20 protein-coding genes are annotated in these 26,733 nt (G+C 38.6%); 5 read left to right on the forward strand and 15 right to left on the reverse strand.

Going from position 1 to position 26,733, the window contains the following annotated elements; all coding sequences use genetic code 11:
- Positions 1-48: 48 nt before the first annotated feature.
- From BW724_RS18025 to BW724_RS23985, 5 genes are all read right to left on the reverse strand, one after another.
- On the reverse strand, positions 49-486 hold the full coding sequence (locus BW724_RS18025) for a TIGR03826 family flagellar region protein (protein WP_088076531.1): 438 nt from the start codon (positions 484-486) through the stop codon (positions 49-51).
- Positions 487-599: 113 nt separating this feature from the next.
- The gene (locus BW724_RS18030) at positions 600-1,478 is read right to left on the reverse strand and encodes a ComF family protein (RefSeq protein ID WP_088076532.1); all 879 of its coding nucleotides are present in this window, start codon (positions 1,476-1,478) and stop codon (positions 600-602) included.
- Positions 1,479-1,481: 3 nt separating this feature from the next.
- The gene (locus tag BW724_RS18035; protein ID WP_088076533.1) at positions 1,482-3,212 is read right to left on the reverse strand and encodes an ATP-dependent helicase ComFA; all 1,731 of its coding nucleotides are present in this window, start codon (positions 3,210-3,212) and stop codon (positions 1,482-1,484) included.
- A gap of 166 nt (positions 3,213-3,378) precedes the next feature.
- The gene (locus BW724_RS18040; protein WP_088076534.1) at positions 3,379-4,224 is read right to left on the reverse strand and encodes a DegV family protein; all 846 of its coding nucleotides are present in this window, start codon (positions 4,222-4,224) and stop codon (positions 3,379-3,381) included.
- A gap of 21 nt (positions 4,225-4,245) precedes the next feature.
- Positions 4,246-4,437: a hypothetical protein gene (locus BW724_RS23985; RefSeq protein WP_088076535.1), complete on the reverse strand. Its 192-nt coding sequence runs from the start codon at positions 4,435-4,437 to the stop codon at positions 4,246-4,248.
- 290 nt (positions 4,438-4,727) lie between these two features.
- Between BW724_RS23985 and BW724_RS18050 the strand changes: the two genes are divergently transcribed.
- A complete protein-coding gene (locus BW724_RS18050) occupies positions 4,728-5,507 on the forward strand; it encodes an NEL-type E3 ubiquitin ligase domain-containing protein (protein WP_088076536.1) in 780 nt (259 codons plus the stop codon).
- Between the two features lie 704 nt (positions 5,508-6,211).
- On the opposite strand, the gene BW724_RS18055 is transcribed toward BW724_RS18050, so the two are convergent.
- The 3 genes from BW724_RS18055 to BW724_RS18060 all read right to left on the reverse strand — a co-directional run bounded on the left by BW724_RS18055 (position 6,212) and on the right by BW724_RS18060 (position 8,325).
- Positions 6,212-6,913: a response regulator gene (locus tag BW724_RS18055; protein WP_088076537.1), complete on the reverse strand. Its 702-nt coding sequence runs from the start codon at positions 6,911-6,913 to the stop codon at positions 6,212-6,214.
- A 159-nt stretch (positions 6,914-7,072) separates the two neighbouring features.
- The gene (locus BW724_RS24315; RefSeq protein ID WP_268876158.1) at positions 7,073-7,195 is read right to left on the reverse strand and encodes a hypothetical protein; all 123 of its coding nucleotides are present in this window, start codon (positions 7,193-7,195) and stop codon (positions 7,073-7,075) included.
- A complete protein-coding gene (locus BW724_RS18060; RefSeq protein WP_088076538.1) occupies positions 7,192-8,325 on the reverse strand; it encodes a sensor histidine kinase in 1,134 nt (377 codons plus the stop codon). The genes BW724_RS24315 and BW724_RS18060 overlap by 4 nt, the downstream gene beginning before the upstream one ends.
- Before the next feature lie 390 nt (positions 8,326-8,715).
- On the opposite strand from BW724_RS18060, the gene BW724_RS18065 reads away from it, so the two are divergent.
- Entirely contained in the window at positions 8,716-9,369 is a 654-nt protein-coding gene (locus BW724_RS18065) for a YigZ family protein (protein WP_088076539.1), read from the forward strand.
- Positions 9,370-9,482: 113 nt separating this feature from the next.
- Here BW724_RS18065 and BW724_RS18070 read toward each other — a convergent pair whose 3' ends face one another.
- Positions 9,483-10,457: a sensor histidine kinase gene (locus BW724_RS18070; RefSeq protein ID WP_088076540.1), complete on the reverse strand. Its 975-nt coding sequence runs from the start codon at positions 10,455-10,457 to the stop codon at positions 9,483-9,485.
- A gap of 347 nt (positions 10,458-10,804) precedes the next feature.
- Here BW724_RS18070 and BW724_RS18075 point away from each other — a divergent pair, with 347 nt between their 5' ends.
- Entirely contained in the window at positions 10,805-11,791 is a 987-nt protein-coding gene (locus BW724_RS18075) for an LCP family glycopolymer transferase (RefSeq protein ID WP_088076541.1), read from the forward strand.
- 91 nt (positions 11,792-11,882) lie between these two features.
- Here BW724_RS18075 and BW724_RS18080 read toward each other — a convergent pair whose 3' ends face one another.
- Positions 11,883-13,706: an N-acetylmuramoyl-L-alanine amidase family protein gene (locus tag BW724_RS18080; protein WP_088076542.1), complete on the reverse strand. Its 1,824-nt coding sequence runs from the start codon at positions 13,704-13,706 to the stop codon at positions 11,883-11,885.
- A 549-nt stretch (positions 13,707-14,255) separates the two neighbouring features.
- On the opposite strand from BW724_RS18080, the gene BW724_RS18085 reads away from it, so the two are divergent.
- Positions 14,256-15,284 carry an LCP family glycopolymer transferase gene (locus BW724_RS18085; protein ID WP_088076543.1) on the forward strand — a complete coding sequence of 343 codons (1,029 nt, stop codon included), beginning with the start codon at positions 14,256-14,258 and terminating at the stop codon, positions 15,282-15,284.
- A 102-nt stretch (positions 15,285-15,386) separates the two neighbouring features.
- On the opposite strand, the gene BW724_RS18090 is transcribed toward BW724_RS18085, so the two are convergent.
- The 5 genes from BW724_RS18090 to BW724_RS18110 form a co-directional block, all read right to left on the reverse strand.
- Positions 15,387-16,466 carry an LCP family protein gene (locus BW724_RS18090; RefSeq protein ID WP_088076544.1) on the reverse strand — a complete coding sequence of 360 codons (1,080 nt, stop codon included), beginning with the start codon at positions 16,464-16,466 and terminating at the stop codon, positions 15,387-15,389.
- 258 nt (positions 16,467-16,724) lie between these two features.
- Entirely contained in the window at positions 16,725-18,104 is a 1,380-nt protein-coding gene (locus tag BW724_RS18095) for a sugar transferase (protein ID WP_088076545.1), read from the reverse strand.
- A gap of 240 nt (positions 18,105-18,344) precedes the next feature.
- Positions 18,345-20,237 carry a peptidoglycan-binding protein gene (locus BW724_RS18100; RefSeq protein WP_088076546.1) on the reverse strand — a complete coding sequence of 631 codons (1,893 nt, stop codon included), beginning with the start codon at positions 20,235-20,237 and terminating at the stop codon, positions 18,345-18,347.
- Positions 20,238-20,639: 402 nt separating this feature from the next.
- The gene (locus BW724_RS18105; protein ID WP_088074732.1) at positions 20,640-21,923 is read right to left on the reverse strand and encodes an IS110 family RNA-guided transposase; all 1,284 of its coding nucleotides are present in this window, start codon (positions 21,921-21,923) and stop codon (positions 20,640-20,642) included.
- A 328-nt stretch (positions 21,924-22,251) separates the two neighbouring features.
- Positions 22,252-25,074 carry a peptidoglycan-binding protein gene (locus BW724_RS18110; RefSeq protein ID WP_088076547.1) on the reverse strand — a complete coding sequence of 941 codons (2,823 nt, stop codon included), beginning with the start codon at positions 25,072-25,074 and terminating at the stop codon, positions 22,252-22,254.
- Positions 25,075-25,370: 296 nt separating this feature from the next.
- Here BW724_RS18110 and BW724_RS18115 point away from each other — a divergent pair, with 296 nt between their 5' ends.
- The gene (locus BW724_RS18115; RefSeq protein WP_088076548.1) at positions 25,371-26,612 is read left to right on the forward strand and encodes an ISL3 family transposase; all 1,242 of its coding nucleotides are present in this window, start codon (positions 25,371-25,373) and stop codon (positions 26,610-26,612) included.
- The last annotated feature ends 121 nt before the right edge of the window (positions 26,613-26,733 follow it).

Consider the following 26,733-nt stretch of genomic DNA (forward strand, 5'->3'; position numbering starts at 1 on the left):
TCATCTTCCATATATATCGGCAAAAACAAATAAATGTTTAGCCTCCACTTACTTTCTATTCAAACGTTGATTTAAAGAATGGTATGTTGTCACTTTTGATCTCTCCGTTTGCTTTTTCCTATCCTCAAAACTCTTTTCTCGATCTATCTGGTCCAACCCAGAACGAATCTCTGAACGACACTCCTTACAAATTCTTCCCTCTCGAATGAAGCTACCACATTTTTCACATGGGTAACCCAGGTTAGGGAACTGGGCCAGATGAATCCTACCCTCACGAATAAAATGCACAATCAAATCCTTCTCAACCTCCGTGCCCTCATGAACCTCCTCGAGCGAAGCCATTCTGTTCTCCCTCTTTTTAATAAAAGTGTAAACAGTATTAAACTTTTTCTCCACTTCACGGTGGCACTCATTACATACAGGTCGCAGCGCCTTCACGAAGACCTTCCCACAACTTGGACAATTATCTATATTATTTAAGCTCATTGGCTCAACGCCTCCTACAAATCCTCTTTTTTATTATATCGACAGGATGACACAAACCATTAGCCTTATTGCAAAAAAAAATTGTTTCAATCACCCTCTAATTTGCCCTCCACTCACGTTTTCAAAGATTCCGCAGCCTTTTTCCCAATCCCCCTCGCAACCGTAACTGCGCACACTTCAGCCGCCCCACCACCATACAATTCCGCCGCCGCACTTCGAATCGTCGCCCCCGTGGTGTAAATGTCATCAACTATAAGCACCCGCTTCCCCTTCAACTCCACTCCCCCGTCCTTCACCCGAAATGCCCCCTTCAACGACTCGATCCGCTCCACACGCCCCCTTTTACTCTGCTTCCCATCAGACATACTCACCCGCTCCAGCAACTCCTTCACCTGCCCAAATCCCCCCGCCAGAGCCTCCGCCTGATTGAAGCCACGCTCCCAATGCCGCGACCCCTTTAATGGTATCGGAACAACATAATCAAAGTGACCGAACGACTTCCGCCCCAACTTCCGGAGATCGTCAGTGAACAACTTCGCCAACTGCACATCCCCCCGGTACTTCAAACGCGCCATCACCTCCTGCAGAAACTCATTGTACACATACAACGCACGATGCTGGAACGACAACGAATTCCATGGCTCTATCTCCTTCCAGCGTTGACAGTCCGAGCAAACCCCCAACTTCTTTTTTTCGGGAAAACTTGAAGTAGTCTCCTTCGAACCACTCCCTATATCCGCGTTCTTCTTTCCCCCCACATTATTTTTCCCCACCTCAATCCCCTTCTCTACACTCAGCTCCCCCACCCTTGGCCGACCGCACTCCTTGCATGTAAGTTCTTGAATCCGCTGCAACTGGCCACTGCAAATACCGCAGAGGTGGGTTGTCTGCGCAATCCCAAGAACCCACCCCCAGCCCATATTCCCTTCAAATGTAGCATCACACCACAAACAACGCTCTGTCCCCTGCACCATTTCCAACCATCTCGCCATTTGTCACTCCCCCTTCCTTTCTTCACGCAACTCCGCCTCTCCAAGCTTGTTCATTTCTTTGATGTGCCGCACCGCTTTCACCATTTCCTCCGTCTTCCCATAGTGAAAAAACACCACATCTCCCCTCGGGCAATCAGGACTCCTTCCAGCCCTTCCCGAGATTTGAACAAGAGCCGACTCCGTAAAAATCCGATCCTCTGCCCCTACCACTCCCACTTGCACATCCTTTACCGTCACTCCACGCTCCAAAATCGTTGTGGTAACGAGCACCCTTGTAACGCCCTTTCGAAACTGCATTACCTTTTCTCTCCGATCCGGATCGGAAGAGTGGACAGATTCTATTTCTGTTCTGAGCTCTTTTTCCAAAGCGTTCATTACTTTTTCAATTATCGCCACGCTCGGGATAAAAAGAAAAATTTGCTTTCTACTGGCGAGGTGGCCTTCCAACCACTTTCGAAGGGGAACTGGCAGTGACTTCCGCTCCAACTGTTTTTTCCATTGTCCAACCCACTGGAATCTTGGCTCGGGTAATGGGTGCTTATGGTATCTCCTTGCCACCTTCACGGATAGAATTTCTCCCTTTTCAGCAGCCCGCTTCATTTTTTCATCAGGCGTAGCAGATACGAAAACAGTGAGACTCCTGTTGTGCTTCGCCTTATCGACGCCGTACCGCAACTTCCGGTCTGCCGTATATGGAAATGCGTCCACCTCATCAATGATCACAATGTCAAACGCTTTGTGAAATCGTAACACTTGGTGGGTCGTGCTGATGATGAGCTCCCCTTGCGCAAAACGATTTTCCGCACCTCCATAAAGTGCCTGCACGTTTGTTTTTGGGAATGCTTCCTTAAAACGAGGCTCTAGCTCCAGCACCACGTCCGTTCTTGGTGTGGCAATGAGGACGTTCAAGCCTGCATTCAGTGCCAGTTGAATCCCGTAAAACAACATTTCCGTCTTCCCTGCGCCACAAACTGCCCAGGATAAAAACGTGTCCTTCTCGTTTGTACCTTGCAGAAATGCTTCAATCGTTTGGCACAACTTATCCGACGCCTTCTGTTGAAAAAAGGATAACGTTCCACTCCACGCCATCTCGTGAACGTGTGGTCGGTTCTCCCGTTCACCACCTACCTCGTGAACAGGAGAACCGTCCCGCTGTTCACAAAGCGGGGTGCACGTGGACACTTTGCCCATCATCAAACAACTACGACAATAAGTGCATTTTTCTTTGCAACGATAACAATCGTGAGTTCCAAATAAAAATGGATCACGATTACCGCACCGCTTGCATTGTAACTGACCTCCTTCCCCCGATCCTTTTTCCTTACCTTTCATCACTCCAGGTGAATAACTCACAAATCCATGACAAGCATGAACATGAATTTCTTCCATGGAAAAGGGGATTTCATCAAATAGAAGCTGTCGTTTTTTAATGATGGAGACGAGTTCTGAGTTGTTCTGGAAGTTATGATTAGGGGGTGGAAAATAGAAGTTAATTCCCTCTGAAGCTAGTTTAAAAATAGTTTTGGAGTTCTTTTTTTGAATGGTAGGTTCTGAGTACAGAGGGTGGAGTGCAAGTTCACTGTGTGACGGAAATTCTGGTAACAGCCAAACTTCATTGTCCTGGAAATTGATAGTTGTGTAGGGTAGAAGATGGTTAGTGGAGGTTAAATCTCGATGGGTGTGTTTGTTTTTGAGATACTCTATTTCAGATAGGTTTAGAGTGTAGAAGCGCATAGGGGGTGCTCCTTTCAGTTTGGGGGTTTGTAAACACGGGGACGGTTCTTGCGTTCACAAGGGAAACGAAACCGTGAACGCAAGAACCGTCCCCGTGTTCAAAAGAGGTAGGAGGACAGTGAGAAAATTTACACGTTCCGCTCATTGCCTCCACAGTATTAAAAATCTATAGTTTTACCCAGCCGATTCCCATACTTCCTTCTCCAAGGTGGGTTCCGATCACTGGGCCAAAATAGCTCACGTCAATTTGGCTGTCAGGGTACTGATCTCGTAAGTCAGTTGCAAGTAAGTCCGCTTTGTCTTGGCGATTTGCATGGATAACAGTAATTTTTAACGGGTGTTTCTTCGCGTCTTCATCTAGCATGCTCAAGATTTTACCCATCGCTTTCTTCTCCGTACGAACTTTCTCGTAAGGTACAATCACCTTGTTTTCAAAATGCAAAACCGGTTTTATTTGCAATAGGCTTCCAACGATCAACTGTGCACCGTTCAGTCTCCCACCACGGTGTAAGTGGCTCAAGTCATCAGCCATAAAGTATGCTCGCGTATTGGCTTTCATTTCATCAAGCTTCTTCAGAATAGATTCACTTGTCTCACCAGCTGCCGCCAATTCTGCTGCCTTTAAGACAAAAAATCCTTGCACCATACAGCTAATTTCTGAGTCAAAAACGTGGACCTTTATGTCATCAACCATATTTCCAGCAGCTACAGCAGTTTGGAACGTCCCACTAATCCCGCTAGAAAGAGTAATGACAATCGCTTCGTCATATCCTTCCTTCGCTAATTCCTGATACTTTTCTTCGAATAGACCTATGGCAGGTTGGGAAGTCGTCGGCAGATCTTCTTTTGCCTTCATTTCTTCGTAAAACTGTTCTGCTGTTATTTCTTGCTCTTCTTTATACGCTTCTTCACCAAAAACAACGTTGAGTGGCACCATCGAGATGTTTTTGGCTTCTCTCGTTTCTTTCGGTATGTAAGCTGTACTATCAGTTATGATTGCAATTTTACTCATAAATTTTCACACTTCTTCCGTTTAAATTTCAATTAACAATGTTTGTGGTGTTGCCTCTTTTTCTTTTCTAATGATGTTATTTGATTGTATGTAAATAAAAGATAATAATCCACTTTCTTGCATTGAATATTTTTTCCATTTTCGTTTCATGGGTGAAGAAAGAAATGATAGTGCAGTGGTAATTTCAGTTTCTAGTAATTGTGGACGTTTCATTTGTCGTCAAATTCTTTTTGACATGTGGTAAAAACTAATATCTCTACTATTAAATTTCTTTGGTCACTTATAATTCATAGTATCAAGTTTGCTAGCGGTTTGTCTATTGTTTCCATTTAAATCACATAATTTTACTAGAATTGGGTTTGGTGAGGAGTGAGTTCGGGGCTTTAATAGAATAGGGTCGGATTGTAATTAGCCAATACTAAATAAACGCCTTTATTTTGTTGCTCTGGATCTGGGGCTGGGGCTGAGGCTTTGTCGTATTCTTTGTATTGCGATATAGATTCGTGGCACTTGAAAACTTTACCGTATTCCATCTAATTACGAAAATGAAGACTCAAATTGCTTCACTAATATTCAGTCCCCATTCTGCGAAAATGCGGACTCAAGTCGCTTCACTCCCTCATTTCAGTCCGCATTTCTGGAAAATGCGGACTCAAATCGCTCCACTCACTCATTTCAGTCCGCATTTCTGGAAAATGCGGACTCAAATCGCTCCACTCACTCATTTCAGTCCGCATTTCTGGAAAATGCGGACTCAAATTGCTTCACTTCCTCTTTTCAGTCCGCATTTCTGGAAAATGCAGACTCAAGTCGCTTCACTTCCTCTTTTCAGTCCTCATTTCTGGAAAATGCGGACTCAAGTCGCTCCACTCCCTCATTTCAGTCCGCATTTCTGGAAAATGCGGACTCAAGTCGCTCCACTCCCTCATTTCAGTCCACAATTCTGGAAAATGTTGACTCAAATCGCTTCACTTCCTCTTTTCAGTCCACATTTCTTGAAAATGCGGACTCAAATCGCTTCACTTCCTCTTTTCAGTCCACATTTCTTGAAAATGCGGACTCAAATTGCTTCACTTCCTCTTTTGAGTCCACATTTCTGGAAAATGCGGACTCAAATCGCCCCACTCCCTCATTTCAGTCCTCATTTCTGGAAAATGTGGACTCAAGTCGCTCCACTTCTATTACCGACAGATTGGATCCTCCAAATCGTAAATCTGTCGATAAGAGCTAGGACTACCGACAGATTGGATCCTCCAAAACGCAAATCTGTCGATAAGAGCTAGGACTACCGACAGATTGATCCTATAAAATCGCAAATCTGTCGATAAGAGCTGGGATTAACGACAGATTTGATACTCAAAAACGCAAATCTGTCGATAAGAGCTAGGACTACCGACAGATTGATCCTATAAAATCGCAAATCTGTCGATAAGAGCTAGGATTACCGACAGATTGATCCTATAAAATCGCAAATCTGTCGATAAGAGCTGGGATTACCGTCAGTTTTGATCCTCCAAATCGCAAATCTGTCGATAAGAGCTGGGATTACCGACAGTTTTGACCCTCCAATACGAAAATCTGTCGATAAGAGCTAGAATTACCGACAGATTTGCTCCTCGAAAACGCAAATCTGTCGATAAGAACAAGGATTACCGACAGTTTTGATCCTCGAAAACGAAAATCTGTCGATAAGAACAAGGATTAACGACAGATTTGATACTCGAAAACGAAAATCTGTCGATTAGAGCTTGGATTACCGACAGATTCGATCCTCGACTACGAAAATCTGTCGATATGAGCTAGGACAGAGGACTCAAATTGCTCCACTCCCTCATTTCAGTCCGCATTCTGATTTCGAATAGGAAGCCATTTATAAACACCTAAAAAAACTGACGACTTATATAAATTTCCACCTAAAAAAGCCACCGACATTATAATAATGCCAGCAGCTTGCTTCCCAGTTTAGTCCATCATAACCAAACAGTCTTTAATTCACCTTCACCCAACCATTTTTGATTGCTTCCACAACAGCTTGGGTACGGTCGTTCATGTTCATTTTTTGTAAGATGTTACTTACATGGTTTTTAACTGTCTTTTCACTAATATATAGTGCGTCACCAATGGCACGATTACTCTTCCCATCTGTCATCAGTTGGAGAACTTCGCATTCTCTTTTTGTTAGTAAATGAAGAGGTCTGCGATATTCCACTTCACGGAAGCCAATCTCCGTTTCAGGCTTATCATCATTGGCTAAACGGCGATATTCGCTGATGAGGTTGTAAGTTACTTTTGGGTGTATGTATGCGCCGCCCTCACCCACTACTTTTACAGCCTCGATCAGTGCGTCAGTATCCATTTCCTTAAGCAAGTAACCAGAAGCCCCTGTTTTTAAAACATGTGTTACGTAAGACTCATCATCATGAATAGAAAGAATTAGCACTTTTACTTTAGGGAAAGTTTCCACTAATTTTTTCGTCGCCTCCACACCATTCACGTTAGGCATGTTAATATCCATTAACACAACATCTGGCTGATAGTTTCGTACGATATCTATCACAACTTCTCCATCGCTTCCTTCTGCAACGACTTCAAAGCTTGGTTCCATCGCCAAAATCCTTTTGACCCCTTCCCTAAAAAGTTGGTGGTCATCAATTAATACGATCCTAATTGGATTTTCTACTTCACTCATTGTTTTCTCCTCCTCCAGGATTTGCTCCCTTGACCTGAATATTCTCTTTTTATTTACAGCATTTTTCGTAAAATTATTGCTTCCTTTTTATTATGGCAAGTCCCATCATTAGATCATCTACATCTATTTTTAAAGTACCCATTATTATTATAAAGCATTTTAGAAAAATACTTTTGTTTTCCAATAAATTAAGTAATTTTTTCCTGTACCTCTATCATCATTAAGAATCGTGTTCATGTAAATACGACGATACTCTTCAATTATACCATTCTTTCTACTCATTTTTTCCCACTAATAGGGATTTGGACCATGAGTAAAGTCCCACGCCCTGGCTTTGAATCGATGGTCAATTGACCGTCTAACATATTCACTCTTTCACGCATTCCCATTAACCCGAAGGATCCTTCCTTTTTCACTTCTGGGTCAAAACCTCGCCCATCATCCTTAATAATGGCAATAGCTTTCGTTGGCTTTAGCTCCATCTTCACAACCACCTCAGACGGCGATGCATGCTTATATGCATTTTGAACAGCCTCTTGTACGAATCTAAATAACGCAATTTCCATTTCTGATGGGAGGCGGATTTCCTTACCTAAGTTTTTAAAACTCACGTTCATTCCTGTTCGTTCTTCAATGTTCCTTAAGTACTTTGCCAATGTCGGCACCAACCCTAAATCATCTAACGCCATCGGTCGCAAGTCATATATAATGCGGCGCACTTCCGATAATGATTCCTTCACCATTTCACGAAGATCCTGGATTTCCTTTAAGGCTTCCTGGACACCGTGTTCGTTATATACTCGCTCTACCAACTCTGACCTTAGCATGACATTCGCCATCATTTGTGCAGGACCATCATGAATTTCGCGGGAAAGTCGCTTTCTCTCTTCTTCTTGGGCCTCAATAATCTTCAAGCCAAATTTCTGCATTTCGACAGCGTCTGCCACCATCTCCGTCACTTGTTTTAAGTCACCAGTTAAATAATTTATGACGACATTAATTTGACTGACGAGGGCCTCCGCTCTGTCGATTGTATCCTTCAGCTTCATCAGGCGTCTTTCAATGTTATCTCGCCGTTCTCGTAGCTGTTTTTCCTCTTGCCTCAAAACTGCAAGCTGAACTTGATAATCATTTGCTTGTTCGTAAGCAGATCTCACTTCCTCATCCGTATAATTCGCAAAGTGCTTGCTTACTTCAGCAAGTCTATTTCTAGCAAATCTTGAATGGACTTCCATGCGTTCCGTTTTCTCAATAATATTAATGACACTATTTTGAACGAGAGTTAAATCTGCCTTAAGCTGACTGTACTCAGACCTTGATTCTTCCCCTATTTCAAAAATCTTTTCTTTGCTGTCCCCAACGGTTTCCATCATTTTTTGTAATATGTCTTGAATGGAGTTACCAGAAGCCATATGTAGTCTCCCCACTTTCATTCTATTTCCTATTATCTACGTAATGGATGACCGTGTTGTTTGTAAAAAGCAAGCGAGGTCTCTACACCATTCGTTTTATCTCCCCAGTTTATGGGGGAATATTTGATAATTGGAGAAAAACATTTCAAATAAACAGACCTTTCAAACTATAGACGTATTTTACAATAATCTTGGTTCGTTGTCGTATTATTTATATTAATATTTCATTAATTCTCTTTCTTGAGGAGAAATCCCTCCTATATTATGGAATTAACTTGAAATAATCGTTCGCTAAATGAGTTCGTTACCAGGTAACCGACCGATATATCGGTCGGTTACCTGGTAACATGGTATAATAACCACAAATCATTTTTTCAAGGAGAATTTGTCATGCTCTCATCATATTATACAGTGAAAGAAAATAAAAACGGAGATCACGGTATTCACGAGATCGTTATACAGAAGTCTCGTTTTATTGCTCACATTAAACGAGTTACTTCAGAGGAAGATGCCCAAGCATTTATAGAAAAGATAAAAAAGGAGCATTGGAACGCAAACCACAATTGCTCCGCCTATATGATTGGGGAAAACGATCAAATTCAAAAAGCTAACGATGATGGAGAACCATCAGGAACAGCAGGTGTTCCCATATTAGAAGTACTAAAAAAGCGCCATTTAAAAGATACTGTAGTTGTAATTACAAGGTACTTTGGTGGGATCAAGCTAGGAGCAGGTGGTTTAATCCGTGCATATGGCAGTGCTACATCTGAAGGGATTACTGCAAATGGAGTCGTTGAACGGAGGCTTGCACAGCGGTACAAGCTTACGATTGACTATCACTTTCTAGGAAAAGTGGAGAATGAGCTCCATTCTTCGCCATACATCATTGATAAGATGGATTACGTGGATCAAGTGCAGATCGAAGTCCTTGTGTATGTTGGGGAGGAAGCTAGCTTTGAGGAGTGGTTTACTAACTTAACTAGTGGCCAAGGTAAGTTGGAAAAAATAAGCGTTCAATATTTAGAAAAGGATATTGGGCAATAAAACAAACTAAAATAATACAAGGACTTGCTTGAGCTTGATGATGACGCAAAAAGTAACCTAATTCCCATCACCTAAGTTTAACCAATGGCAAAAAGAAAACTTAGTTCGTTCTTTCAACGAACTAAGTTTTGCTCATCTTCAAAATAATATTCGATAGTAAGTCCATCTTCGATAAATAGTTCACCGCCAGATTTCCTTAATAACTTTTTAGTTAAATGGAGATAGTAATCAAATTCATCATCGATTTCAAATGGAATCCCATCTTCGTCTACCATATTCATACTAATGATGAATTTTTCTGGATCTAGTGAATTAAAAATGATTTGTATAGTAGAAGGACATTTTGCAAAGTCTATCCACTTTTTCACAAGAAGCTGAATGATTAGGCGTAATTGCATGACATCGACTTGGACCTTGGATCGACGCTTCCCAACAAACTCCCATGATAAATGGGGCGTAAATTCGGGTGCCTGCTCTTCAATTTTAACTTTGATACATTCCTGCAGCTCTCCTGCTCGTATGTACGTTTTACGTGGCGCCATTGGATAATTGATATTTAAAAAATCATTTACATAATTCTTCCCTTTCTCAATTTCCCTCTGTGCTAGCTCTAAAAATGTTGTATGCTCGCTTGTTGCTGTGTCTTTTTTCATCATTTGAAGAATGCCATAAACCGGTGTAAGTGCATTTAAAATCTCATGAGCATATCTTAGACTGAGTTGTTGAACGAGCCTCTCTGTTTGACTGTCCCAATAATTTTTTTCCGGAAAAACAACGTCGGGGTTCTCCTCAACTAAACTACCTACTAACAGTTCTTCCTCTTTCTTATTGTAAGAATAGTCCAACGTAACTTGCTCAAGGTTGATGCTCACTGGCGTCTTGGTAGAGTTTAAGTTATAAAAATATGGGGCTAAAGGCGTATCATAAATATTATCCCCTTGCCGGACTTTTACCTTTTTATTGAGAAGTCTACTACCTTCTTCATTTAAATACCTTATAATACCTGATGGATCAATAATAACTAATCCAGGTTGACTTTTATTGTCTTCGTTCACTATATTGAACAATAACGCCGATTCTGATGCCAAATGAACACCCCCTACTAAGTTGGGACTTTTATACTGTAATTCTTTCGTCACACGAAAATATCAATAACCAAAACATCTATTCGTATCCTTATTTTACAACTTTTTTTCTGAAAATGTAACTGATTAAAACAAATTTCTTATAGTACTTTTATCCTATTTATACGATGGAAATACATGATAATCACATATTCTACATTAAACGATTTTTTTCTACATTTTTCTCAGGAGTGACGTGTACTTAGATTTGATTAGTTGGATAAATTAACTGTTAAAAGTCACAAATAACTTACAAAGAATCGCCCATAATAAGAAGACAAATTAATTTAGTTTTAAAGGAGAGTCGGCTATTGACGTACTCAAGAAGCAACGCAAGACGCAAAAGAAAGACGCCTTTAAAACGTTTTATATTGTATAGTGCCCTAGTCGTCCTATGCATTTTCCTAATCGGTGGTGGCAGCTTAGCATACATGGGCTATCAAATGGCAGATGCAACATCTAAATCTCATGTAGAACTAGATCGCGGTGACCGTTCCATGATGCGTCAAGAAAACGTTGACCCTAAACAGGACCCTGTTTCCATTCTTTTTCTCGGAATCGATAGTCGGGAAGAAGATTTAAGGGGAAGAACAGACGCCATGGTCCTTGCAACTTTTAACCCTGAAGAGGAATCGATCAACATGTTGACCATCCCTAGGGATGCACGCGTCAAAATCGTTGGTAGAAACAGCATCGATAAAATTAATCATGCCCATTCCTTTGGCGGCATTGATATGACAGTAGATACAGTCGAGCGTTTGCTTGAAATTCCTGTCGATTATTTTGTTACACTTAACTTTATTTCCTTTGTGGAAATAATTAATGAGCTTGGCGGTGTTGATGTAAATGTCCCCTTCACGTTTTCTGAAAGTGACAGCACGGACCGCAGAGGTGCCATTACCATTTATGAAGGAGAACAAACATTGAATGGTGAGGAAGCTCTCGCCTATGTGCGTATGAGGAAACATGATCCTGCAGGTGATATGGGGCGTGGAGAACGTCAAAAGGAAGTATTGGAATCACTAATCAAAAAAGCAGTAAGCTTTCAATCGATCACCAGATTTGGTGCTGTCATGGAAAGTGTTGAAGAGCATATGAATACGAATTTGACCTTCAATAACATCGTTAGCTTCCATAACTACGCAAGAAATCTTGATGAAATTGAGTCCCTAACTTTAGATGGGGCAGGTGTTTTAATTAACAATATTTATTATTTCGAATTAGATAATACTTCCTTGAATGAAGTCCAATCAATATTGAAGGAACACCTTGAGATTGAAAACGAAGAGCAAATATAATAAAACGTTGTGTTCAAAATAGTGAACACAACGTTTTTATAAATAAGGTGTTTATCGAACCTGCACCTTAAATTAGCCTAAATCTATACATTTATTTGAAATACTGATCGATGGCCTCCAATAATGCATCTGCAATCTTATCCTGTTCATTTGTCATCTTGTTCATATCACTTTGATTAGACATAAAGCCTACCTCAACAAGCACTGCAGGCATCTGTGAGAAGCGGATCACTTCAAGGTTTCTTTCCTTTACTCCTCGATCACGGAACTGGAGCTGTGAAACGAGTTGCTGCTGAATCGCATTAGCCAGCTTTTGACTGTTTGCTCCTTGATTCGTTCGATCGAAGAAAACTTCTGTTCCACTTGCACTAGCTAAACTAAAATAATTCAAATGCAAGCTGATAAAAATATCAGATCCAGAACTATTCCCTTGTCTCCATCGGTTTCCTAAAGACACAAATGTGTCAGACGTCCGTGACATGACTACTTTCGCTCCAGCGTTTTCAAGTCTCGTTTTTAGTTTGTTGGAGATGTCAAAAACAAGGTGACTCTCATAAACGCCGTTTACTACTGCACCAGGATCGCGACCACCATGACCAGGGTCCAAAAATATTGTTTTCCCAGACAAGTTAATATTGCTGTTGCTATTCCCCGATCCAGGGTTGCTAGCATCGGCATTCGTAACCTTTATATAATCCCCATGGACAAAGCCCCAACGATTATTATGCCTGATTTTGTACCATGCACCGCTCTTTTCATATAAATCTACTTTGGCTCCACGGCGAAGGCTACCAATGATACTGGAAGATGTAGAAGCACTTGAACGAACATTTAAATTGCTCGCAGTAATTTCCCCATTGCCAATGATTGAATCCCCTTGATTAGAGCTACCTCCTGAGTCAGAAGGAGCTGCATTGGTTACTCTCAAGTAGTCGCCATGAACAAAGCCCCATGAATTATTGATACGTATTTTATACCATTGGCCAGTTTTTTCATATAGATCAACTTTACTGCCACGCTCTAAGCTGCCAATCACATTGCCATTGGTGCTAGCCTGATTTCGCACATTCAGACGGGTAGCAGTAACTTCCCCACTACCAATGACTTCATTCGTTTGAGAACCTGAGCCACTGTTTGAGCCTGATGACCCTGAACCACTATTGCCACTCCCTGATATCTTTAAATAGTCGCCATGGACAAAACCCCAGGAATTGTTGATACGTATTTTGTACCATTGACCTGATTTTTCATACAGGTCTACTTTACGACCACGCTCTAGACTTCCAATCACACTTCCGCTTGTACTAGCCTGGTTCCTTACATTCAAACGCGAGGCTGTAACCTCACCATTACCAATGACTTCTCCAACTGCAGGTGAATTTGAACCAGAACCACTATTTCCAGAGTTTGATGACGTTACTTTCAAATAATCCCCATGTATGTAGCCCCAGGAATTATTTATCCTGATCTTGTACCACTTGCCACTCTGTTCATATAAGTCTACTTTACGCCCTCGTTCTAAGCTTCCAATGACACTGCCGCTCGTACTTGCCCGGCTCCTCACATTCAATCGAGTGGCAGTAACTTCTCCACTACCTATAATGCTTGAGCCAGAACTAGCTTGTTGAACGATTCTCACATAGGAACCGTGAATATAACCCCAACGGTTATTCACACGAATTTTATACCACTGGCCTGTTTTTTCGTGTAGTTCAACAATTGTCCCTCTAGAAAAACTAGAGATAACTCTTGACGACGTATTTGGCTGTTCACGGACATTTAGTGAACTCGCAGTAATCTCCCCTACTGCATTGGAGCTTGCGAACGAGTGTGAAGCAGTGTAGTCAAAATTAGCAAACAATGAAATTACTAAAGTAATGACCACTAATGCACTAACTCCAATCGTTTTTTTCATTAATTAGGTTCACCCCCACTCATTAATATTAGTTTCATAATTTTTATCCATAACTTAAAAAATACTTCCATATGGTATCAAGCAACATCGCTAATCCATATAGAAAAATACCAATACACGCCAAAGTGATTGGCGAATTCCATTTGACATCTTTCATCCATATTCCTCCAAAAAATCTACTTTTCTATAAATTATCACAAATTCACTAAAAACAAAATGCGACTTTCTTGCATAAATTTATATTTTTGTAGATATAATTAAAGAAAAATGTAGTTTTTATGTAGGTAGCGCAAATCCGTTTAACAAATTAACAAAGCTTCAGTAATCGTTTATAAAATTAAGACTACTACAATATGCGACCGATAAAGCCTCCTCATAAAATCTATGTATCTTTTTTCCATGGATAGAATATATCATTTACTGAATGATGTTTATGGTGTAAAATACTTTAATGGATTCATATTATTTACAAAAAAACTGAATCCTTTCTTTGCAAAATACGTCAAATATAATAGATTCTATAAATATATGAATGAGAGGTGTCTTATATTGGCACAATTAAGAACTGAATATAAAAAAACAACGAAAAAGAAATCGTCCTGGAAAAAGGTCATCCTTTATACATTTCTAGCCTTTTTCATTTTAGGTGGAGGCGCTGTAGCATACTTTGCAAGTAGTATCGCAAGTGTTTTCTCACAAAACCAAATAATTTTGGACCGTGGAGACAGGTCAGACTTAAGAGATGCAGCTGTTAACCCAAGTAGTGATCCCGTATCAGTCCTTTTCTTAGGACTCGACACTCGTGATGGTGATTTAAGAGGGCGTACAGATGCCATGGTATTAGCTACGTTTAACCCAGAAGAAGGTACAATCAAAATGTTAAATATCCCTCGTGACTCTAGAGTAGATGTTATTGGAGCGAATCGTGTGGATAAAATCAATCACGCACATGCTTTTGGTGGGGTTGACATGACTTTAGATACTGTGGAAAATTTATTAGGCATTCCTGTAGATTATTTCGTTTCCCTTAACTTCGACGCTTTCATGGAAATCATCGATGAGTTAGGTGGAATCACAGTTAACTCACCAATGACATTTACAGAAAAAGATAATGCAACATATGGAACAATTACCATTCACGAAGGTGAGCAACGATTAAACGGTGAAGAAGCCCTTGCTTATGTTAGAATGCGTAAAAGCGATCCTAGAGGAGATTTAGGACGTGGTGAACGTCAAAAAGAAGTAATTGAGGCCATTATTAAAGAAGCAGCAAGCTTTTCTTCGATTACAAATTTCAACTCGTTAATGGATAGTGTAGAAAGAAACTTAAACACAAATATTACCTTTGGAAACATTGTTTCGATGCACTCCTATGCAAGTGGTTTAAGTGATATTGAATCTTTAAGCTTTGAAGGGGATGACTATCGAGAAGGTGGCATCTACTACTATAAAATTAGAGATGAATCCCTACAAGAAATTCAAGAAATCCTTCAAGTACACTTAGGTTTAAAAGAACCAGAAGTAATGGAAGTGGATCAAGATATTGAAGGTGAAGAGGCAGACGAAGTAGTTCAGTAAACTGTATATGTATATGTTAAACCGGGCTGAGGTCCGGTTTTTTATATAAAAAGATTTATGAATAACAAAAAGGCTTCCTTGATAGGAAAGCCTTCATATAAATTAGTAATCTTCTAATGCTTTTTCCACGCTTTTTGATTCTTCATCAGAATTTACTAAAACAGTTTCATATTCAATCTGCATTCTCTCCTGTAGTGCCTCCACAACTTCAGAGTGATCCTCATCAGAAACATCTACATAATACACTCCGTTCAACACCATTCCTTCTCCGACTAATCGAAGCGTTTCTACATTATCACCTGTTAGGGAATTTAAGTTTCTCACCATACTAAACATGGTACCCGTATCCATACTAGTTCGTACATTATTACCTAATATATCAAGGATATCCGGGATTCTAGTAACCGACCTCAAACTGGTACTCTGATTTAACACTTCTTTAACCACTTGCTGTTGACGTCGATTTCGCCCAAAGTCCCCTTCGTTATCTGCACGAAATCTGACATACTCCAATGCATTGCTGCCATTTACAGTTTGAATCCCAGGATATAAATAGACTCGTTCTGGATGAAGGTTATGATATATTGTCCTTTCTACATCTAATTCTATTCCACCCAGAAAATCAATAAATTGTTCAAAACCTGTAAAGTTCACAGCAATATAATGATCAATTGGAATATCTAGAAAGTTCTCTAATGTTTTCACAGCCGTATCAACACCGTTTGCATACGCATGATTGATCTTATCATACTCCCCAGTGCCAGCTATTTCTACATAAGTATCACGAGGAATTGACAAAAGCGTTGATTCCTGTGTTTCTAGATCAATTACTGCCACCATTAAAACGTCTGACCTACCTGATATACGCCCGTGCTCATTATCCACTCCAGCAATCATGATTGAGATGGTATCCCCGTTACGTACCATTTGTTCCATTTCTACTTTAGCTTCCTCAATACTGTGCTCGTTGCTATCATAATTTGATATAAAATTATCTACTTCATCTAATTCTTTTTCGTTATTAAAATCATCGTCTTGAATGTCATTTAATGTTTGATATACTTTAGCCCCTACATATCCCCCATATACTAATGCAAACATAGCAATAGTAAGTCCTGCATAGAGAAAAACTCTGTGAATTTTTCTTTTTTTAGGTTTATCTACACTTAGTTTTTGTGCCATAATTTCCCCTCAAACCTTTAAAAATTACTTGTTTCGTTTGTAAGTTTATAGAATTTGGCGTTTTGTGTCAATGATATGAACAAAAAATACCTAAGACGATTTTTATTAATCATCTTAGGTATTTATATGCCACTTAGCGATATCTGGTTATGCTTTCCATACTCTTAGTAGCTAGATTGGGCATAATCGTGATTATTCTTGATAATTTAAATACACAAAAGTCGATTAATAAATAAAACTGGATAGGATTTTTTTTTATTATAATTCGTTATGCCTTATTTTCTTTGAAGTCTCTTTCTTTTTATCTTTTTCCTCTGTACCTTCAGCTTTTGTTTTATCTAATAAAACGATAAATGTTTTTAAGAGAATGACTATGTCTAACCAAAAACTGTAATTACGGATGTAGTACAAATCAAACCTAAGTTTATCCTCTACCTCTGTACTATACTTCCCCATTATCTGTGCATACCCCGTTATTCCTGGTTGTACAGTACTACGGTAACTATAATGGTAGTATTCTTTAGACAACTGCTTTATGAAAAAACCTCTTTCTGGTCTAGGTCCAACTAGAGACATATCACCTTTTAATACATTAAATAGTTGGGGAAGTTCATCGAGTCTAGTTGCACGCATAAACCTACCAACCTTAGTTATTCTGTCATCATTCTCTGTTGCTAATACAGGACCAGTTTTACTCTCGGCACCCTCTATCATTGATCGGAATTTATAGATTATAAATGGCTTATTATTTTTACCATATCGCTCTTGTTTATAGATGATACTTCCTTTTGAGTCCTCTAGTTTAATGATTAAAGCTACTATCAATAAAACAGGAGATATTAAAACTAAAATTAAAGCTGAACTTACAAAGTCAAATATTCGCTTAATTAATACTTGGTCAAATGTCAAACCAAATGGTTTTACTGTCATCACAAGAGTATCATCAAGTGGAGAAACACTTGCTCTTTGTAAGAGTAGTTCATATAGAGATGGAATGACATACACCATTTTATTGTATTCCATAGCATGGTATATAATTTCAGACTTTGTCTCCTTACTTATTGAAGGACATAATACTACATAGTCAATTTGGCGGAGATGTTGTTTTATCTTATCTATGGAGGTATTAGGCTGAATATGCTTCACCCTTGTCCCTTTTAGCATCGGATGCTTTATCTTTGCGATTAACTTTTGTGTATTATTGTCATCCCCTATTAGCAACACTCTACCGACTAAGTTCCCCCGTGTTAGCTTTAAATAGATCATTTTAAAACCAAGCAACAAAATAATCATAAAAATTGTTGCAATAAGAATAACTGAACGTGGCATAGCAAATTCCCTAAACAAATAGGAAGCTGCCATTGTTAGAAACGCCATGAATGTAACAGCGATGACCACTTTAACAAGAATATCCCAGAAAGTATTTTTTCGATCTAAAGCGTATAGTTCATATACTGCTATGAAAAATAGACCTATTAACAATATCCATGGTAACAGGGAAATAAATGAATCCCAGTTACGCTGTGGAAAGTCAAGATATCTAATGTAGAATGCTGAGATATAGGCAGCAAGAATTAACAATAAGTCCATGACAATTATAAATGTCTTATGACTTTTCAATTCGCTTAAATCAGGCATTGTAACCTCTCTCCCTTTTGGTCTTCAAAAAAAAACTTCTTATAATTAAATCAATTGATATTTTTATTAATTTTATCAATCATTACTACTATACTAAAAAATTTTGTAGTTGGAAACAAAATATTTTATTAGGAAATAATTACATTATTTCTATGTATTAAGTTCGAAAATAAAAGATACCTAAAAGTCCACAAATACAGGGAACTTAATTAGGTATCTTTACGTTATGTTTTTTCAATTTTATTTGAAGTATTCATTAACACCTTCTAAAATACCTTGCGCTGCTCTTTGACGGTAAGTGCTTTGTTTTAATTTTCCTGCATCAGCAGAATGATCTAAAAATCCAACTTCTAGTAGGATACTTGGTATTTTCGTTTCCCTAATAACATGAAATGATGCTTGGTCAACTCTACGGGAATTAGTTCCTATGTTTGATACTACTGCATTTTGTACAGCGTGTGCTAATCGCCTACTGTCGCTCCCCTTATGGTTATTATTCCAAAAAGTTTCTGTACCATTGGCAGTACCATTAAAGATATTAGCATGAACGCTAATGAATATATCAGCATTTGATGTATTACCTATTTTAGCTCTTTCTTCTAAAGTAAGATATTCATCTGTAGATCTTGTCATTATGACTACATAACCAGCAGCTTGCAGCAAATCTCTAGCTCTTAATGATATATCCAATACTACACTCTTTTCCACTAACCCATTTGCTCTCCCCCCAGGGTCCTTAGCACCATGACCTGGATCTAAAACAATAATACGAGCCCTTGAAAATATTTCTTCTACTTTAGCTAGCGTTACCTCATCTGCTATACCATTAACTACTAGTCCGTAATATGCTTGGAATTCACTTACAACCTTTGTTGTCACATTGCCATACGCACCTGATGGATTACTTGGAAAATTTCCAAAGCCTATTTGAGTTAGCTTTTCTTTCAGTTCAACTACGTGCACTCCACTTTTTCCTGTTTGGTATGGTGAGGAGATTATTTTATTTATTTTATTTAATGTAACTTCATCAGCAATCCCATTTACAACAAGACCATAGTAAGCTTGAAATTCACTCACAACTCTTGCTGTCACATTACCATACGCACCTGATGGATTACTTGGGAAGTTACCAAATCCTAATTTAGTTAATTTTTCCTTTAACTCAACTATGTGTGCTCCACTTTGACCAGAACTATATATAGATGAAAGAACTTCATTAATTTTTGATAAGGTCTGTTTTCCTGCAACCCCATCTTCAGTTAGTCCGTAATATGCTTGAAACTCACGTACCACTCTAGATGTCACACTACCATATAGACTTGAAGGATTACTAGGAAAATTTCCAAAACCTAGCCTAGTCAAATCCTGTTTTAATTTTACAATATGTTGTCCACTATCACCAATTCTATAGGGAGGAGATAGCAATTCTTCAATACTATTTAGTGTTACCTCATCAGCAATTCCATTTACAGCAAGTCCATAGTAACTTTGAAACTCAGACACTACTCTCTCTGTAACACTTCCGTATACACCTGATGGGTTACTTGGAAAATTTCCAAAACCTAAAGTTGTTAATTTTACTTTTAACTCTACTACATGTGCTCCACTTTGCCCTGAACGATAATTTGATGAGAGAATTTCATTAATTTTATTTAAAGATTCCTTGTTAGCCTTACCGTCTACTCTCAAACCATAATATTGTTGGAACTCTCTTACTACCCTCTCTGTCACAGATCCATATACATTCGACGGACTTGATGGGAACCTTCCAAAACCTAAAGTTGTTAAATCTTGTTTTAATTTTACAACTGAATCTCCATCTTCTTGATCATTTGTGTTACTCATAGTTGAAAAAGATTTAATCTCAATGTCACTTGTCTCTTCAGGTTCCTTAGTATTGGTATTTAACACTTTTTCAGAAACTCCACCATTAATTATGGAGTTTTCGATAACTTCCTGATAATTGCTTTCTTCATTATTCTGTCCTTCTTCAATAGTAATTTCACTAAGTTCACCATTGCTAGCGCCAATGTCTATAGCATCTTTATCACTAGAAGCAAATATAGTTTTAGATGAAAGAATAATAGATATAAAACATAGTATAAGGACTAAAGTAACTTTCTTATTATGCATTAAATATAAATTCCCTCCCTCTATAAAGTAAAAATATCTCTTAAATGCTCCTGATATCTCAGGATTTTAAAACCAACCAATAGTAAAGACAAAAGAATCGTTGGATGAGAGTGGTAGAGCTTAATAATATTTACAGATAATAGGCCATCCTAACGTCCAAACTGGATGAGTTTGGAAAAAATAGTATGACCGTGCTCCTAATCTCCACGACACTCGCGGCCGCTCACCCTCCCATGTCTCTCCGGATGGTTCTCCATACATTCCTTCGTCCTGCGTATCCACGAGGTGGAGGTCGGATAAGCTCCTATGCTGGGTCTATGCCCGTATGGAATAAATATGCTCCGACTCTGCACTATTGGTATTTGTCATTAACTATAGTTCTTGCTTTGCTTTTAAATTAGATTATGCTACCTCAAGTCTTTCAGATTTAGACAATCCTTGTGTTAATTTCGTTGGATCAAAAGGACATTGTTTCTGTCCAATCACAAATAAGACGCGTAGTAATTTACAACACAATGCAATCAATGACTGCTGTTTCTTCAGTGGGCGTTCAGGGCGATGAGTATAATGATGATGCAGGGTTTTGAATGTTGGATTGTGGGCAACGAGCGGTCGAATCGCTAAATATAATGCTTTGCGTAGTCGTTTTCGGCCTCTCTTGCAAATCCTCGACTGCCCTTTATACTTACCTGAACTGTGCTCCTTCAAAGACAAGCCCGCTAAGTTCACGAGTTGTTGGGGGTGGTTGTAATTTTTAATATCCCCGACTTCAGCGAAGAACGTTGCGACTGTCACGGGTCCTAACCCTGGTATAGCGATCATTTCTTCGGCACCAGGAATCGTCATAACCAACAATTCTAACTCCTCATCCAACTCGTTGAGTTGGGTTTTAAAGAGTTCGTGTTGGTCAAGAAGACTTTGAATTTCACGCTTGGCAAAGGTTAAACCGACCGTGATGCCAATGCTCTTTTGTGCGGTTTCCACGAGTTTAGTTGCTCGTTTAATGCCAACCCCTCTTTGGACAAAGGGCTTCCAACTTTGTAAGACTTCTTCTGGTGTCATCTGAGAGATGTCTTCCGGAAATGGAAACAGCTTCAACGTACATTGAGCCGCTTTTCCTTCCCAATCACCAAATACGTTAAAGAATTCAGGGAAGTACCGCTGAATATGATTTTGGATCCGACCTTCAATCGTGATGAGTTGTTTGATGAGCTGATCTCTTAATTTGACGCCTTCTCTTAGTTCAGCATAAATGCCTTCTAGGAGATTCGGTACCGAGTATCGGCCATCCTTAATTAACTGCGCGATCACGCGCGCGTCCTTTGTATCATTTTTGGTCGGAGAATTATCATCAAGCTCTTTACTCTTCTTGACATGCATTGGATTGACTAGGACAATATCAATGCTTTGCGCCTTTAAGAAATAGGCTAGATTTAGCCAGAAGTGGCCAGTTGGCTCAACACCATAAATCACGTCACTTTTATCATGGCTTTTCATATGTCTCTCTGCCCAACTTAGTAGAGTCACGAAACCGTGAAAACTATTATCAAAGATAAGGCGTTTACCAAATTCAAATCCTCGATCATCTTGAGCACGTGCAACGTGTTTGTCCTTTGCCACATCAATGCCGATGATAAGAGTTTTAGGTGTAATTTGAGAGATTTTCTGATTTTGTGTATAATTCATTTTGAGTCCTCCTTGGGTATCTAATTCAGGGTCCTTGCGCTGCAGCTTCGGACACCTCGTATCATACCAAGGGGCTCTTTTTGTTTCAAACCTCAAATTTCTTTATTACAGGAATGCTCCCTTAAAAATATTAATTATACTAAATACGAATTATAATTATTAGTTAGTTTTTTACTAACTTATTAGATTTTAAGTATTTAGCATACAGTTATATTATCCCTGTTAAAACTATTAATTTCAACATAATCTTGTCAATATTTGTTGGTTTATGTTGGAGTATCGAGTATTAGAACAAAAAACCCACTATATAGTGGGTTTTGTTTAAATATTATTTATAGACTGGAATATCAAAATGTAATACAGGATTTTCTAATTGATCATACAAGTTCTTAATTCTTGATATTTGTTTTGTTGCCCATTCCATATCAGTTGCATATTGAGGATATCCAGGATTTGCTGGGTTCCAACGCATTTTATACAAGGTGTTTTGTTGATATTGGTTATGAATATACCTTCTCCCAATGAATTCTGCTCCTCCAATAATCGCTTCCTCAATACTAAACCAACCCTGTTTATAAGCTTCTTCTGCACCACATGAGATAGGACAAGTATCTGCAGCTCCAATCCCATACATATTATAGGTAGTTTTAATATCTGTTAAACTATTTCGATTACTACTCGTAACTCTTCTAGGTTGACCATTACTATTTAGTCCAACTTCTACCCCTCGGGCTAAAGTAGATGATCCATTTCCTGTTTCATGCAAGGCATGAGCAATCAAATAGACTTCATTAACAGAGTGCTTCTTTCCACCATCAATAAAATACTTGCCAGTATTATTTAAAGTCCCTCTCCCAGATAGGATAGCATTTAATTGACTTGCAGAAACACCCGCACTGCTTGATAAGACTAAATGTTGAAAGATATCATTTTGATTAGGATCAAAAAACGGTATTACATCAGATCGCTTTGCATTTCTCCAAGTTCTGAAATTAATTTGATACCACTTATTACTTCCATTTATTCTAGTACCAGTTAGTTCCCTAACTATGACAAATTCTTTTAACTCATCCCCTGGAGTAACTCTACCAAAATTATGACTACTAGTATTGGCACTTTCATATACATTTCCATTACTAGTAATAATCGCTATATCACTGATATTTATAACAGAGTCATGTACGTATAGTTCCCTATTATTATGCTCAATTTTGAACCACTTATTGTTACCGTTAACAGAATTTCCAGTGACTTCCTCAATCACATTAACTGTAATTTGACTCGTAGTAGTAGTCTGAATATTACTAGAAGTAGTTGAATCTGGGCTCGTTCTAATATTTACACCTGACGATATAACACCTTTATGATCTATACTTACCAATGAACTATGGATAAACGCAGGTAGGTTTCTATAAGCATCAGTTTGAGGTGGGATACTCATGGCCAATTGTGTATTAAGTGCACCATTAAAAGTGACAGCGTATTCAGTAAAGGTCACTATATATTGTAGTTCCAACATTTCATCAATTTTTGATAGTGTCACTTCATCTGCTATCCCATTTACCACTAGACCGTAGTGTGCTTGAAACTCACTCACTACCCTTGCAGTTACACTTCCATAGGCTCCTGATGGATTACTAGGAAAGTTTCCAAACCCAAGTGTAGTTAAGCTCTCTTTAAGTTCTACTATATGAACTCCACTTTGACCAGTTCTATATGGTGAACTTAAAATCTCATCAACTTTTGCTAGAGTCGCTTCATCAGCAGTTCCATTTACTTCTAAACTATAATATTCTTGAAACTCACTTACTACTCTGGATGTTACACTTCCATAGGCCCCTGATGGGTTACTTGGAAAGTTTCCAAAACCTAAGGTTGATAGATTATTCTTTAGATTAACAATATGCTCACCATTATGTCCACTTTTATATGGTGGCTTTTGTTCATCAATTAATATATCTATTTTATTTAAAGTTACTATGTCACCTATACCATTTACTATTAGTCCATAGTGTGCTTGAAACTCACTCACTACCCTAGCTGTCACACTTCCATAGGCCCCGGATGGATCACTTGGAAAGTTTCCAAAACCAAGTAAAGTTAAGTTGTTTTTTAACTCCACTATTTCATCCCCACTGTTTCCACTACGAAACATGGAAGATAATGTTTCTTCAAGCATGCTTATAGTTTCTTCGTCAGCCTCTCCTGTTACATTTAAACTATAATATTTTTGAAATTCACTAACTACTCTTGCAGTTACACTTCCATATACTCCAGAAGGATTACTTGGAAAATTTCCAAATCCCAATGTTGTCAAGTCTTGTTTTAACTCTACAATATGCTGTCCAATATGCCCATTTTTAAATGGTGGAGATAAAAACTGCTGAATTTTGTTTAGAGTAACTTCATCTCCGATTCCATTAACAACAAGCCCATGTGACTCTTGAAATTCGCTTACTACCCTAGCAGTTACACTCCCAAAAGCGCCAGAAGGATTACTTGGGAAATTACCAAAACCTAATCTAGTAAGCTTCTCTTTAAGTCTTGTTATATGCTCTCCACTTTGTCCATCTCGGTAGGGAGAAGATAGAATTTCAGTAATCTTAGATAAAGTTTCATTACCAGCTTTACCATCAACCGTCAATCCATAGTATTCTTGAAACTCCCTAACTACTCTTTCAGTAACAGATCCATATACAGATGACGGATTAGATGGAAAGTTTCCAAATCCTATTTTAGTTAGATCTTGTTTTAATTTTACAACATCATCACCAGTTAACACTTCAGAAGTTGTATTTGCGCTAAATAATGTAACTGTTTCAGGAATTTCAGTAGAGTCTTCCACCTCTTTAGAGTCTGAATCAAGGTTACCTTCTGTTGACAAATCAGTATTGGTAGTATGGATTTCTTCTTGTCCTCCATGAACCTCATTCTCTTTGTCTGGGCTATCTTCAACTGTACTAGTATTAGTTTTGTCTTCAATAGTACTATTGTCAATTTGAGACTCTAGATCTTCACTATCTTCTTTATCATTTTTGTCTACCTCTGCATGACCTTCCCCTATACCTTCCTCTATCGCAAAAATAGAGTTTGCAGGAATTGTAGTAAAGATTAAAGTGAAAATAAGAGCGTAAACTATAGATTTTTTCATTACACAATACTCCCCTCCTTCATTTTACTTTTAAGTTTCATGTACTTTTTTGGAGTTAATGAAAGGGATCTTCTCTTAACTTAAATACTATTTTAAGAGAGTTAGAGTCCCACAAGGTCTCCGACAAAATAGTACATTACTTTATATTATCCTTTGTATTTAGACAAATTTCAAGAGTATAATAGTAGTAAATAATGCTTCCTCGCTATTTAATATGAAATAAAAGACTAGATTTAAGATTCATTGACCATACTGGATATAAAGACTATGAATCTATAACCAGAGGTGAATGAATAATGAACAAAGATTTTGAACAAGAATATAGTGTGTTTCAAGCTGCTCTTAAAATTGAAGATCCATGGTATGTCACAGGGTATGAACTGGACCAAGAAGAAGAAAAGCTCCATATTTATCTAGATTATAAACGTAATGCTCAGTTTATTTGTCCCCATTGTGGCTCCTCTGATACGTCGATCTATGATCGATTACCAGAAGAGAGAACTTGGAGACATATGAACTTTTGGCAATATGAAACTCATCTTCATGCAGAGATGCCACGGGTAAAGTGTGGTCTATGCAGTAAAATACGTACCGTTGTGGTTGATTGGTCCCGTCCTCGTTCAAGCTTTACATGGTTCTTCGAAGCTGAAGTCATGCAACTCATGAAAGAAATGCCGGTAGCTGCTGTTTCTCGTAAGGTAAAAGAACATGACACTCGACTTTGGCGTGTCTTTCATTATTATGTCAATAGACATATGGATGAAATTGATCTTACAAACGTTAAGCGAATAGCTATTGATGAAACCTCTAGTAAACGAGGCCACAACTACGTGACACTATTTGTGGATGTCGATACAAAACGTGTTATCTTTGCCACTGAAGGAAAGGATGCTTCAGTAATAAAAACATTCAAGGAACTTCTAGAAAGCAAAGGTGCACAAGCAGAATCCATTAAAGAGTGCTGTTGTGATATGTCTCCAGCTTTTATTAAAGGCATTGAAGAGACATTTCCAAATGCTGAAATTACCTTTGATAAATTCCATGTCATGAAGATGGTTAATGAAGCCGTGGATCAAGTTCGCAGACAAGAACAGCGTGAGGAACCACTCCTCAAAAAGACACGATACCTTTGGCTGAAAAACGAAAAGAATCTAAATGATACGCAAAAAGATAACCTACTGAAACTGAAGGACGGCCATTTAAAAACGGCTAAAGCTTATCGACTAAAAACAACACTACAAACAATGTGGACTGCTTCCCCTGCTTTTGCGGGTTGGTATTTTGATGAATGGTACCAATGGGCAATCAGGTCTCGTTTGGAACCGATGGTTCGTATAGCTAAATCACTAAAAAAACATGAAGGTGGCATCCTACGTTATTTTGTTTCTAAAATAACCAATGGTCTACTTGAAGGTATCAATAGTCTTGTTCAAGCATCGAAACGAAAAGCAAGAGGGTACAGATCCGTATCAAACTTTATCGCCATGATTTATGCGACAGCAAATAAGTTTGAGTTAGAGGTTCAGCCTCATGGCTAATATTTGTCCTTGTGTCAGCTAACCACTAATGTTCAAACCTGAAATTGGCTGTCAAGTGCTTTCCTTGACTGGCAATTTCAGGTTTGAAATACTAGCTAAGCTGATACAAATGATAATCTTG

It is taken from the genome of Litchfieldia alkalitelluris, from assembly GCF_002153425.1.
Taxonomy (GTDB): Bacteria; Bacillota; Bacilli; order Bacillales; family Salisediminibacteriaceae; genus Evansella; species Evansella alkalicola.

Bases quoted from the DNA above. Each gene is read 5' to 3' on its own strand.
- BW724_RS23985 (WP_088076535.1), bottom strand. From the start codon at position 4,437: ATGAAACGTCCACAATTACTAGAAACTGAAATTACCACTGCACTATCA.
- BW724_RS24315 (WP_268876158.1), bottom strand. From the start codon at position 7,195: ATGAGTAGAAAGAATGGTATAATTGAAGAGTATCGTCGTATTTACATG.
- BW724_RS18080 (WP_088076542.1), bottom strand. From the start codon at position 13,706: ATGAAAAAAACGATTGGAGTTAGTGCATTAGTGGTCATTACTTTAGTA.
- BW724_RS18100 (WP_088076546.1), bottom strand. From the start codon at position 20,237: ATGCATAATAAGAAAGTTACTTTAGTCCTTATACTATGTTTTATATCT.
- BW724_RS18030 (WP_088076532.1), bottom strand. From the start codon at position 1,478: ATGGCGAGATGGTTGGAAATGGTGCAGGGGACAGAGCGTTGTTTGTGG.
- BW724_RS18090 (WP_088076544.1), bottom strand. From the start codon at position 16,466: ATGGCACAAAAACTAAGTGTAGATAAACCTAAAAAAAGAAAAATTCAC.
- BW724_RS18035 (WP_088076533.1), bottom strand. From the start codon at position 3,212: ATGCGCTTCTACACTCTAAACCTATCTGAAATAGAGTATCTCAAAAAC.
- BW724_RS18065 (WP_088076539.1), top strand. From the start codon at position 8,716: ATGCTCTCATCATATTATACAGTGAAAGAAAATAAAAACGGAGATCAC.
- BW724_RS18025 (WP_088076531.1), bottom strand. From the start codon at position 486: ATGAGCTTAAATAATATAGATAATTGTCCAAGTTGTGGGAAGGTCTTC.
- BW724_RS18105 (WP_088074732.1), bottom strand. From the start codon at position 21,923: ATGAATTATACACAAAATCAGAAAATCTCTCAAATTACACCTAAAACT.
- BW724_RS18095 (WP_088076545.1), bottom strand. From the start codon at position 18,104: ATGCCTGATTTAAGCGAATTGAAAAGTCATAAGACATTTATAATTGTC.
- BW724_RS18110 (WP_088076547.1), bottom strand. From the start codon at position 25,074: ATGAAAAAATCTATAGTTTACGCTCTTATTTTCACTTTAATCTTTACT.
- BW724_RS18060 (WP_088076538.1), bottom strand. From the start codon at position 8,325: ATGGCTTCTGGTAACTCCATTCAAGACATATTACAAAAAATGATGGAA.
- BW724_RS18055 (WP_088076537.1), bottom strand. From the start codon at position 6,913: ATGAGTGAAGTAGAAAATCCAATTAGGATCGTATTAATTGATGACCAC.
- BW724_RS18040 (WP_088076534.1), bottom strand. From the start codon at position 4,224: ATGAGTAAAATTGCAATCATAACTGATAGTACAGCTTACATACCGAAA.
- BW724_RS18115 (WP_088076548.1), top strand. From the start codon at position 25,371: ATGAACAAAGATTTTGAACAAGAATATAGTGTGTTTCAAGCTGCTCTT.